Source organism: Kitasatospora putterlickiae (assembly GCF_039527695.1).
Lineage (GTDB): Bacteria > Actinomycetota > Actinomycetes > Streptomycetales > Streptomycetaceae > Kitasatospora > Kitasatospora putterlickiae.
This window is the reverse complement of sequence record NZ_BAAAKJ010000186.1, coordinates 50,783-60,695: the sequence shown is the minus strand read 5'-3', so window position 1 is coordinate 60,695 and position 9,913 is coordinate 50,783. Positions and strand designations below refer to the sequence as shown.

The 9,913-nt window shown below is 72.2% G+C and carries 12 protein-coding genes; 7 read left to right on the top strand and 5 right to left on the bottom strand.

Translation table 11 applies throughout. The annotated features are described in order from the left end of the window. Positions 1-48: 48 nt before the first annotated feature. Positions 49-810, bottom strand: coding sequence for a thioesterase II family protein (locus ABD308_RS18790; RefSeq protein WP_344335955.1), 762 nt, complete (start codon positions 808-810; stop codon positions 49-51). 74 nt (positions 811-884) lie between these two features. Continuing rightward, entirely contained in the window at positions 885-2,366 is a 1,482-nt protein-coding gene (locus ABD308_RS18785) for a DHA2 family efflux MFS transporter permease subunit (RefSeq protein WP_344335953.1), read from the bottom strand. A gap of 885 nt (positions 2,367-3,251) precedes the next feature. Here ABD308_RS18785 and ABD308_RS18780 point away from each other — a divergent pair. Next, positions 3,252-3,884 (top strand): RNA polymerase sigma factor, encoded by a 633-nt coding sequence (locus ABD308_RS18780; RefSeq protein WP_344335951.1) that lies wholly within the window; start codon positions 3,252-3,254, stop codon positions 3,882-3,884. 41 nt (positions 3,885-3,925) lie between these two features. On the opposite strand, the gene ABD308_RS18775 is transcribed toward ABD308_RS18780, so the two are convergent. Then, complete coding sequence (locus tag ABD308_RS18775) at positions 3,926-4,141, bottom strand: hypothetical protein (protein WP_344335950.1); 216 nt, start codon at positions 4,139-4,141, stop codon at positions 3,926-3,928. 237 nt (positions 4,142-4,378) lie between these two features. Between ABD308_RS18775 and ABD308_RS18770 the strand changes: the two genes are divergently transcribed. Beyond that, positions 4,379-5,008: an exonuclease gene (locus tag ABD308_RS18770; RefSeq protein WP_344335947.1), complete on the top strand. Its 630-nt coding sequence runs from the start codon at positions 4,379-4,381 to the stop codon at positions 5,006-5,008. Here the strand turns inward: ABD308_RS18770 and ABD308_RS18765 are convergent. Next, complete coding sequence (locus tag ABD308_RS18765) at positions 4,998-6,215, bottom strand: cytochrome P450 (protein WP_344335945.1); 1,218 nt, start codon at positions 6,213-6,215, stop codon at positions 4,998-5,000. The genes ABD308_RS18770 and ABD308_RS18765 overlap by 11 nt on opposite strands. A 168-nt stretch (positions 6,216-6,383) precedes the next feature. Between ABD308_RS18765 and ABD308_RS18760 the strand changes: the two genes are divergently transcribed. Further along, positions 6,384-6,740 carry an arsenate reductase family protein gene (locus ABD308_RS18760; RefSeq protein ID WP_344335942.1) on the top strand — a complete coding sequence of 119 codons (357 nt, stop codon included), beginning with the start codon at positions 6,384-6,386 and terminating at the stop codon, positions 6,738-6,740. Positions 6,741-6,751: 11 nt separating this feature from the next. On the opposite strand, the gene ABD308_RS18755 is transcribed toward ABD308_RS18760, so the two are convergent. Then, a complete protein-coding gene (locus ABD308_RS18755; RefSeq protein WP_344335940.1) occupies positions 6,752-7,222 on the bottom strand; it encodes a pyridoxamine 5'-phosphate oxidase family protein in 471 nt (156 codons plus the stop codon). Between the two features lie 68 nt (positions 7,223-7,290). Between ABD308_RS18755 and ABD308_RS18750 the strand changes: the two genes are divergently transcribed. The 4 genes from ABD308_RS18750 to ABD308_RS18735 all read left to right on the top strand — a co-directional run bounded on the left by ABD308_RS18750 (position 7,291) and on the right by ABD308_RS18735 (position 9,794). Next, on the top strand, positions 7,291-7,851 hold the full coding sequence (locus ABD308_RS18750) for a DUF1697 domain-containing protein (protein WP_344335938.1): 561 nt from the start codon (positions 7,291-7,293) through the stop codon (positions 7,849-7,851). A 70-nt stretch (positions 7,852-7,921) separates the two neighbouring features. Further along, complete coding sequence (locus ABD308_RS18745) at positions 7,922-8,467, top strand: FHA domain-containing protein (protein WP_344335937.1); 546 nt, start codon at positions 7,922-7,924, stop codon at positions 8,465-8,467. A gap of 55 nt (positions 8,468-8,522) precedes the next feature. Then, positions 8,523-9,125, top strand: coding sequence for a DUF6891 domain-containing protein (locus ABD308_RS18740; RefSeq protein ID WP_344335935.1), 603 nt, complete (start codon positions 8,523-8,525; stop codon positions 9,123-9,125). A gap of 120 nt (positions 9,126-9,245) precedes the next feature. Further along, positions 9,246-9,794, top strand: coding sequence for a hypothetical protein (locus ABD308_RS18735; RefSeq protein WP_344335932.1), 549 nt, complete (start codon positions 9,246-9,248; stop codon positions 9,792-9,794). The last annotated feature ends 119 nt before the right edge of the window (positions 9,795-9,913 follow it).

The window sequence follows — 9,913 nt, the reverse complement described above, 5'->3', positions numbered from 1 at the left end:
CCGGCCCGGGGGTGGACCACGGGCCCCTCGCGGGGTCCGCGCCGACGCCTACGCGTTCACGGAGAGCGCGTCGTCCACCGCCCTGCGGACGGCGGCGGTCAGCCCGTCGCCGTTCTCCGTGAAGAAGAAGTGGCCGCCCTCGTGGACGTCCAGGCTGTACTCCCCGGTGGTGCTCTGCCGCCACCCGGCGGCCTCGGCCTCGGTCACCTTGGGGTCGGCGCCGCCGATGTGCACGTGGATCGGCACGGAGACCCGGGTCTCCGGCGCGCAGCAGTACTTCTCCGCGATCCGGTAGTCCGCCCGCATCGGCGGCAGCACGATGTCGATGATCTCCTCGTCCTGCAGCAGTTCGCTCCCCATCCCGCCGAGTTCGACCATCTCCCGGAGGAAGTCGTCCTTGCTCTTCAGATGGGTCCGCTCGTCCTTGCGCAGAGTCGGCGCCACCCGGCCGCAGGCGAACAGCGACAGCGGGGGGTGGCCCGCGGCCTCCAGCCGCAGCGCCACCTCGAAGCCCACCAGCGCGCCCATGCTGTTGCCGAGCAGCACCACCGGCAGGTCCGTCCAGCCGTCCAACTGCTCGGCGATGCCGGCGGCCAGCTCCTCGACGCTGTCCCGGCACGGCTCGCGCCGCCGGTCCTGCCGTCCGGGGTACTGCACGCCGTAGACGTCGAACTCGCCGAAACCACGGGCGAACTGGAAGAAGGAGTTCGCCGAGCCGCCGGCGTGCGGGAAGCAGACCAGTGCGGCCTTGGGCTCCTCCGCCGAACTCAGCCTGCGGATCCAGAGGTCGAAGGCGTCCACGTCGGTCATGTTCTCGGTCTCCCCGCTCGATTCCTTCACTTGCCGGTCTCGCCCGACCGGTTCACACGATGTCCTCGGCCCCGCTACTTGGCGACGGCGTCCCCGGCGACCACCGGCTTCTCCTGCGGCGCGGCCGACGCCGGGAAGCGGACGAACAGCACGGACGCGAGCGCGCCGACCGCCAGGAAGGCGCCGGGCAGCAGGCTCGTCTCGCTCAGGGCCTTGGCGAACGGCTCGTGGACGGCGCTCGGCAGCGCGGTGGGGCTGCCCTCGAAGTGTCCCCCCTGACCGACGTTGCCGGGCAGGTGCGCCGCGAACCGGTTCACCAGGACGGCGCCGACCACGGCGCTGCCGAGCACGGAGCCCATCTGCCGCATGGTGTTGTAGATGCCGGAGCCCGCACCGGCCTGCTGCACGGGGAGGTTGCGGGTGGCGATGGCGCCCAGCGGCCCCCAGACCATGGCGTTGGCGATGCCGGTCACGCCGGCGGTGACACAGAACACCCACAGCGGCGAGTCGGGGGTCATCAGCAGCGCGAACACCACGATCGCGCCGGCGAAGAGCGTGAAGCCGATGGTGGTGAAGGTGCGCGGGTGCGCCTTGTCGGAGATCTTGCCGACGAACGGCGCGAAGACGCCGGTCAGGATCGCCAGCGGCGCGAAGATCAGGGCCGACTCCATCGCGGTGAGCCCCCGCACGCCCTGCAGGAAGAAGTACGCGGGCACGGTCCACGCGGTCACGGCCGCGCCCATGCCCGCGATCCCGATGTTGGCGAGCGCGAAGTTGCGGTCCCGGAACAGGGAGAGCAGCAGCAGCGGCTGTCCCTTGGTGAAGGCCTGCATGACGACGAACAGGGCGAGCACGGCCACGCCGCAGCCGATCATCAGCCAGATGCCGGCGTCCCAGTCGCTGTTGTTGCCCTCCTGCAGCCCGTAGATCAGCAGGAACATGCCCGCGCAGGACAGCAGGATGCCGATCGGGTCGAACCTGTGCTCCACGGTGGGCAGCGACGGCACCAGCTTCCACGCCAGCACGAAGGCCAGCACGCCGAGCGGCACGTTGATCAGGAAGATCCACTCCCAGCCGGCCGAGTCGACCAACAGGCCGCCGACGACCGGGCCCAGCAGCAGGAAGACACCGGAGGAGCCGCCCCACACGCCCATCGCGGCGCCACGCTTGTCCGCGGGGAAGATCTTGGTGATCACCGCCATGGTCTGCGGGGTCATCAGCGCGGCGCCGAGGCCCTGCACGGCGCGTGCGGCGATCAGCATGTCGATGCTTCCGGCCATGCCGCACCACAGCGAGGCCAGCGTGAACACCACGAGGCCGACCAGGTAGACGTTCTTCGCCCCGAAGCGGTCACCCAGCCGCCCCGTGAACAGCAGCGGCGCGGCGTAGGTGAGCAGGTAGGCGCTGGTCACCCAGATCACCTGTGAGACGCCACTCTGGAACGACTCCGTGATCGCGGGGTTGGCGACCGCCACCACGCTCATGTCCAGGACGATCAGGGAGAACCCGGCGATCAGCGCACCCAGCGCCGGCCAGGGATTGCGTTCAACGGTCACGGTTGCTTGCCTTCCTGACGGTTTGCGGCCTGCCCGGGACCGCCCCTGCCCACGCCCCGCGTGCCAACGGCGCCCCATCTGCCGGAACCCAGATCCACTGGCGCGGGGTCCGGATACACGCGGCGGCGACCTCCGTCACGAATGTGGCGAACCTCACAGCGGCGCGGCCGACCGGACGCCCGGGGCCGGACCCCCGCACCCCGCCACCTCTTGACCCTCTCTTGACCATGGCATATCAATTCGCCGCGCCGACCGCCGCACCCCACCGGCCGTCGAAGCGGGGTTACCCGCGAGTTGGGTCCGGCGCCTCGAAGTCGGACAAAAAGAATTGGAAACAAACCTTCCTGCGGGCGCCCCCCGCCAACCCGCCCCGGCCCACCGTCCGGGAAAGCACATGATCACCCGGCCGACCGGGCGCGGCCCGGCGCCCCGGAAATCCGGAAGGACCGCCGATCCGCCCCGTCCCGAGCCCGGCACACGGGGCGTACTCCCAGCCCGTACGTCCGCCGGCCCGGCCGAAACCCACGATCCGCCACATCGCTTTAAGCAGAGGATCTTTGACGATCCAGCCCAGTGTTCGACATACTGCGTCAAGAACTGAGTATCGGGATTTCGGCGGCATCCTCCGGGCTTCGGGGAACAGGACAGGGGGTCCTAAGGCCCTAGCGGAGGACTACCGGGAACGACAATTGTCGGTGCTCGGCGATAGAGGTCGGTGCCGACGATGAGGGGAACGCCAAAGAGCCGTCGAGGATCCCACCAGAGGATCCACTCACTCCATTCGACGCGCAGCGGACGCGTTCGGCGGACATCGACGTCAGCGATCGGGTCGGCGCCACGCGCACGGCCCCTCTGCTGGCGAGGAGCAGACATGCGGGGGCACGTATGCGTACACCTACCCTGAACGAACTAGTTGACGACTGCATAGCCGGGAACCCGGACAGCTGGAGCCGGATCGTCGAACGCTACACGCCGCTGATCTGGGCGATCGCCCGGGGCCACCGGCTCAGCACGGCCGACTGCGAGGACGTCAGCCAGACCACCTGGATGCGCGTCATCCAGCACCTGGGCAAGCTCCGCGACCCCGAGAAGCTGTCCCAGTGGATCGCGGTCTCGGCCCGGCGGGAGAGCCTCAAGCACATCGAGAAGTCCGGCCGCACCTCGCCGGTCGGCGACTCTCCGGTGCTCGACCGGTCCGAGCCCTCCGGCAACCACCCGGAGGAGGTCGCGCTCGCCAAGGAGCGCGACAACGAGGTGCTGGTCGCGTACTGCGCGCTCTCGCCCAAGTGCCAGGCCCTGCTGGGACTGCTGGTGACGGACCCGCCGATGTCCTACGACGAGATCAGCGCGACGCTGGGCATGCCGCGCGGTTCCCTGGGTCCGATCCGGGCGCGCTGCCTGACCCATCTCGCCAAGCTCCTGCAGCACGAGACCGAACGGTCCGGGCGGGCCAAGGAACTGGCCGACGCCGTCACCCGCTCCGGGATGCGCACCTACGCCCTGGAACTACAGCGCTGACTCCGCGCCGAAAGCTCCTCCCCGGACACGGTCCGGCCTGCTCAGGCCTCGCCCGCCTCGTCATCGAGGCGGGCCTCGTCCACCTCGAACTCGCCGTCCTCGTCGGAGGTCCCGACCAGGCCCTCCGCGAACATCGAGGCGAACAGCGCCTTCGCGGCGTCGAGCACGCCGGCCGGGGGCTGCCCGAGGGTGTCGGCGAGTCTGGCGAGCGCCTCGTCACCGGGCCCGGGCGGCGCCGTGTCGTTCGGCTCGTTCATGCTCAGCATCCTCACCCTCGGTGACTAGTTCATCAGTCAACCATGAGGGGACAGAGTATAGCCACCGACCGACCGGGCGCGGGGCCCTTCTGGACGGTGACTTCACGCGACCGGGCGCCGTCGCGCCGGCGCTCGACGACGCCGGCTGACGGACCGGCCGGGACGGCGGAGTGGACGGTCGTCGGGCCCGGCGAAACCCGGTGGCCGGGGTGGCGTCCGGGCCACCAGACTTGGCGCATGGCAACGACGGGCGGGGCGGCGGGCAAGGTCACGCCGACGGTGTACGTGTCGGTGGACGTGGAGGCGGACGGGCCGATTCCGGGGCCGTACTCGATGGTCTCCTTCGGTGCGGTGGTGGCCGGGTGGCACGACGCGGACGGGTTCCGGCGGGTCCGGGACGCCGGGGCGGCCGGGTTCTACCGGGAGCTGCGGCCCGTGTCGGACACCTGGGTGCCCGAGGCGCTGGCCGTCTCGGGGCTGGACCGGGCGGCGCTGCTCGCGGGCGGCACGGAACCCGGCGTGGCCATGGGGAAGTTCACCCGCTGGCTGGAGCGGGTGCGCACCGGGCCGGACGGGCGGCGGTACCGGCCGGTGATGGTGGGCTATCCCGCCGTCTACGACTGGCAGTTCCTGTACTGGTACCTGGTCCGGTTCACCGGCTCCAGCCCGTTCGGCCACTCGGGCTGCCTGGACATGAAGACGCTGTACGCGGCGCGCGCGGGCGTGCCGTTCGCCGGGATCGGCAAGCGCTCGATGCCCGAGGAACTGCTGCCCGGCCTGCCCCACACGCACCACGCCCTGGACGACGCCAGGGAGCAGGCGGTGCTGTTCGCCAACCTGATGGAGTGGGAGGGGGTCAGCGGGTGATGACGGGAAGGGTCTCGTAGCCGCGCAGGATGAGGCGGTCGCGGCGGGTGGCCACGCCGCCGGGGGCCAGCCGGGGGAAGCGGTCGAGCAGGGCGGGGACGGCGATGTCGTTCTCCAGGCGGGCGAGTCGGCTGCCGAGGCAGAAGTGCGCGCCGCCGCCGAAGCTGAGCGGCTGGCTGTCGGTGCGGGTGGGGTCGAAGCGGTCCGGGCGGGGGTAGCGGGCCGGGTCGTGGTTGGCGGCGCCCAGCATGACGAACGCCACGGTGCCGGTCGGGGTGGGCAGGCCCGCCACCGTGAGGCCGGGTGCGGTGGAGATCCGGGACGTCACCTGGACCGGGGAGTCGTGGCGCAGCACCTCGTCGGTGAAGAGCGAGGGGTCGAGCGCGCCGGTGCGCAGGCCCTCGGCGGCCTCCGGGTGGCGGAAGAGCAGGGCGAGGCCGTTGCCGAGGAGGTTGGTGGTGGTCTCGAAGCCGGCCACCAGGAGGAGGACGAGGTTGCTCAGCAACTCCTCGCCGGAGATCCGGTCCGGGGAGTCGGCGGCGGTCCGGGCCAGGTCGCTGACCAGGTCGCCGGTCGGACGGGACAGCCGTTCGGCCACCAACTCCTCGAAGTAGGAGCAGAGTTCCACGGCCGCGGCGTCGGCGGCGGCCAGTTCGCCGAAGTCCTGGATGAGTTCCAGGATGACGGTGAGGTCCGAGACCAGGCCGCGGAAGCGGAGGCGGTCGGCGGCGGGGACGCCGAGCAGTTCGCAGATCACCTCGACCGGGAGGCGGAAGGCGAAGGCGTCCATGAAGTCCACGGGCGAGCCGTCGGCGCCCCGGGCGGCCAGTTCGTCGAGCAGCCGGCGCACCGCGGCCTCGATCGTCGGCCGCAGGGCGGCGACCCGGCGGGCGTTGAAGGCGGAGGCGATGAGCGAGCGGACCCGGCCGTGGTCGGGGGCGTTGCGCTGGAGGATCGAGCGGCCGAGCAGTTCGATGGCGGGATGGGCGAACAGCTCCGCGTGGTGGGCGGTGAGGGCCTTGGTGTCCTCCAGGACGAAGCCGGGATCGCGCAGCACCTGGTTGGCGGCGGCGTGCCCGACCACCAGGACCGCCCCGGGGCCGGCCGGGGCGGCCGCGCCGAGTTCGTGCGCCCGCGCGTACAGCGGGTAGGGATCGGCACGCCCCTCGACGGTCATGAGCTGCTCGATGATCGACGCGCCGTCCATCCGGTCTTCCCCTCCGTGGGCCCGACCTGGATCCCACTCTCCGACGGACAACTGTCGGTCACCGGAAGGGAGTTCCCGGAACGAGACGGAGCCGGCGAAGCGGTCGGACGGGGGCGGCGCGCGGCCCGCGGGCGGGGGCCGGACCGGGGTGGTCGGTAGGGTGGCGGGATGGAGATCTGGATCAACCCGCGCTGCGGGAAGTGCCGCAGCGCGCTGGGCGTGCTGGACGGCGCGGGCGTCACGTACACCGTGCGGCGCTACCTGGAGGACCCGCCGGGCGTCGCCGAGCTGGAGCAGGTGCTGGAGCGGCTGGGCCTGGAGCCGTGGGACATCGCCCGGACCGACGAGCAGGTGGCCAAGGACCTCGGCATGAAGCAGTGGGGCCGGGAGGCGGACGACCGGGCGCGCTGGCTCGCGGCGATGGCCGAGCACCCGATCCTGATCCAGCGCCCGATCATCACCGCGGACGACGGGCACGCCGTGGTCGCCCGCACCCCCGAGGCCGTCAAGTCCGTGCTGCCCTGACGGCCGCCGCGTCAGCGGCGTTCGAACCGCCGCACCGGCTCGCCCGGCCGCCAGGAGCTGATCACCACCGTGTCGCCCTCGACCGTGGTGAGCACGGCCTGCTCCAGCTCCAGCCGGAAGGCCTGGTACGGGCCGGGCGGCGGCTCGGGCAGTTCGGCCTCGTAGGCGGCGCGGTCGGCGGCGGCGGTCAGCTCGACGGCCCGGCCGGACACCTTGGCGTCGCCGCCGGCCAGCGTCTCGTCGCTCGGGTTGCTGTGCAGCGCGAAGCGGGGGTCACGGCGCAGGTCCAGCGCCTTGACCGCGCCGTGCATCGACCCGAGCATCAGGTCGGCTCCGACGAAGTCCACCTCGGTGCCGCTCACCCGGGGTGAGCCGTCCTTGCGGAGCGTCGCCAGGACGTGGTGCTTGTTGGCCTCGAAGCGGGCCCGCACGGCGGGGGCCAGGTCCGGTGCCTCGTGCTCGAAATCCTGCCAGGTAGCCATGGCGCCAGTGTGGCACCGGGCACCGACGGCCGCCGTCCGACGTCGGTGCCCGGTGCCACACTGGGCGGGTGACCACTACCACCACCTACATCGCCTTCCTGCGGGCCGTGAACGTCGGCGGCCGGACGGTGCGGATGGAGCACCTGCGCGCGCTGTTCGGCGAGCTGGGCCTGGAACGCGTCGGCTCCTACATCCAGAGCGGCAACGTCTTCTTCACCGCCGAGGCCACCGACGCGGCGGGGCGGGCCGGGCTGACCGGGCGGATCGAGCGCCACCTGGAGGACCGGCTGGGCTTCCCGGTGCCGGTGCTGCTGCGCACGGCGGACGAGGTCCAGGCGGTGCTGGACGCCGAGCCGTTCGCGGGCGTCGAGGCCACCCCGGACGTGCGGCTGACGGTCAACTTCCTCTCCGAGCCGCTGCCCGCCGACTTCCCCGTCCCCTACACCTCACCGAAGGGCGACTACGAGGTGATCGGCGCCGACCCGGGCACCGCGTACGTCGTGGTGCACCTGAAGGACGGCAAGTGGGTCACCACCGGTGCGCTCTTCGGGAAGTCCTACCGGGGCTCGGTGACCTCCCGCTTCCTGCACACCACGGTCAAGATCCTGGCCGCCGCCCGGAAGTCCTGACGCCCCGCCCGCACCGAGTGGCGGCCCGGGGAATCTGGACAGGTCGGCGGGGGCGGCCGAGAATCGGTCCATGATGTCGCGTGAGAACCGGACCCGGGTGGTCCGGCCGTCCGAGGCCGAGCGGGAGCGGGCGCTCGGGGTGCTGCGGGAGGGCGCGGGGAACGGCCGGCTGTCGCACGACACCTTTCTCGGGCGGCTGGACCTCGTGCTGCACGCGGGCAGCCGCGCCGAGTTGAACGCGGTGATGGCGGACCTGCCGGCCGGGAACCCGGTGGGGCGGTTCGTGCTGCGCACGGTCGGGTGGGTCTCCGGGTTCGGCGCGCGGATGGGCGACGCCTGGCGGGCCGAGCGGCTGCCGGGGCTGAGCCTTCCGGCGGCCGGGGCCGGACAGTTGACGATAGGCCGGATCCCGGGGTCGGGGCTGCGGCTGAACGACGCGTCGGTCTCCCGGCACCACGCCGAGCTGCGCCGGGAGGGGGACGGCTGGGTGCTGTACGACCTCGGATCGACCAACGGCACGCATGTGAACGGCTACCGGATCGTCGGCGCGGCGCGGGTCCGGCCGGGCGACCAGGTGCGGTTCGGCAACCTGGAGTTCCGGCTCGCCTCCGGCTGAGCGCCTGCCGACCGGGCGGGCCGGAATTGTCAGTGGCGGGTGCTTGGATGCGGGCATGGATCAGGACACCGCGCAGACCACCCTTGCCGCCGACGTACTGCGGGACGCCGAGGAGCGGGCCCGTGAGCTGATCCGGTGCGGTTTCCAGGAGCCGGACGAGATAGCCGAGTCCCTGGTCGAGGACCTCGACGACCAGGGACTGACGGTGGAGGAGGCGGAGCGGATCGTCGCTCCGCTGTGGCGGGAGCGTCTGCGGGAGCAGGCCGCCTGGCCGGAGACGACCGACGTCGACCGGCTGGAGGCCGCCTTCGACGCCCTGGAGGAGCGGGGTGTCGTCGCCGCGATGGACTTCACCTGCTGCGCGAACTGCGGCTACGCCGAGATCGGGGGCGAGGCCGAGGAGGGCTCGCGCGGGTTCGTGTTCTTCCATCAGCAGGACACCGAACGGGCCGCCGAGGGCGGTGCGTTGATGCTGCGGTACGGCGGGTTCCAGGTGGACGGCGAGCCGGCGGAGGCGGCCGTGCGGCGGACGGCCGAGGTCGGGCGGGCCGTCGTCGCGGCGCTGACGACGGCCGGGCTTCCGGTGGAGTGGGACGGTTCCCCGGAGACGGCGATCGCGGTCACGCCGATCACCTGGCTCAACCGTCTGCCGGAGTAGCGGCGCCCCGGCCCTCCCGCGGTGTCGGCCAGGAGAGGGAACCCGGCCGTTCCGCGCATCGGGCACGGTTCGCATGGAAACGACTCGACGGCCGTCACCGCCGCGATGCGAGGAGGATCCATGTCCACGGTGAACCGTACGAGGGCGACCCGGGGCCGGCACCCGGTCGCGCCGGCCCTGGCCGCCGCGCTGCTGCTGGCCGGCACGGCGGGTCCCGCCTCGGCCGCACCGGCCGGCGCGCCGGCCCACCGCGTCCTGCCTCCCGGGTACTGCGACCCGGGGAACGACAACCCCGAGCGCTTCGTCGAGCAGTTCTCCATGACCGACCCCACCGGCCTGCACTGGTGGACCATGCGGCTGCTGTGCGGGGTGGACACCCAGTGGGGACTTCGGCACATCGACGACGGCCACGCGCCGCTGCCGCCGGGCCAGACCCTCCAGGTGCCGGAACTGATCCACTGCGTCCGGAACGTGGCCACCGCCGCCGTTCCCACCGTCAACCCGGTCAACAGCAACTGGGTCTACACCTGGAACAACACCAGCCCGCACGCCGACCCCGGCCGGCGGACCTGGATCGTCGTCGTCAACCCGGCCTTCGGGACGGTGACCACCGCGTACAACGCCGGGCCGGGCAACGAGCACACCCCGTTCTGGGAGTGCCTGCTCTGACCGGCAGGCCCCCGGGACCGGGCCCACGGGGCCGTTCGGGGGAGCGGAGTGGGGTGGCGCGCGAACCGGCCCGCCGGGGGTGGCTAGCCTCACCCGGAGCAGAGACCCCGGCACGGCCG

Excerpts from the sequence above, each read along its gene's own strand:
- ABD308_RS18790 (WP_344335955.1), bottom strand. The coding sequence starts at position 810 with ATGACCGACGTGGACGCCTTCGACCTCTGGATCCGCAGGCTGAGTTCG.
- ABD308_RS18780 (WP_344335951.1), top strand. The coding sequence starts at position 3,252 with ATGCGTACACCTACCCTGAACGAACTAGTTGACGACTGCATAGCCGGG.
- ABD308_RS18775 (WP_344335950.1), bottom strand. The coding sequence starts at position 4,141 with ATGAACGAGCCGAACGACACGGCGCCGCCCGGGCCCGGTGACGAGGCG.
- ABD308_RS18770 (WP_344335947.1), top strand. The coding sequence starts at position 4,379 with ATGGCAACGACGGGCGGGGCGGCGGGCAAGGTCACGCCGACGGTGTAC.
- ABD308_RS18765 (WP_344335945.1), bottom strand. The coding sequence starts at position 6,215 with ATGGACGGCGCGTCGATCATCGAGCAGCTCATGACCGTCGAGGGGCGT.
- ABD308_RS18760 (WP_344335942.1), top strand. The coding sequence starts at position 6,384 with ATGGAGATCTGGATCAACCCGCGCTGCGGGAAGTGCCGCAGCGCGCTG.
- ABD308_RS18755 (WP_344335940.1), bottom strand. The coding sequence starts at position 7,222 with ATGGCTACCTGGCAGGATTTCGAGCACGAGGCACCGGACCTGGCCCCC.
- ABD308_RS18745 (WP_344335937.1), top strand. The coding sequence starts at position 7,922 with ATGATGTCGCGTGAGAACCGGACCCGGGTGGTCCGGCCGTCCGAGGCC.
- ABD308_RS18740 (WP_344335935.1), top strand. The coding sequence starts at position 8,523 with ATGGATCAGGACACCGCGCAGACCACCCTTGCCGCCGACGTACTGCGG.
- ABD308_RS18735 (WP_344335932.1), top strand. The coding sequence starts at position 9,246 with ATGTCCACGGTGAACCGTACGAGGGCGACCCGGGGCCGGCACCCGGTC.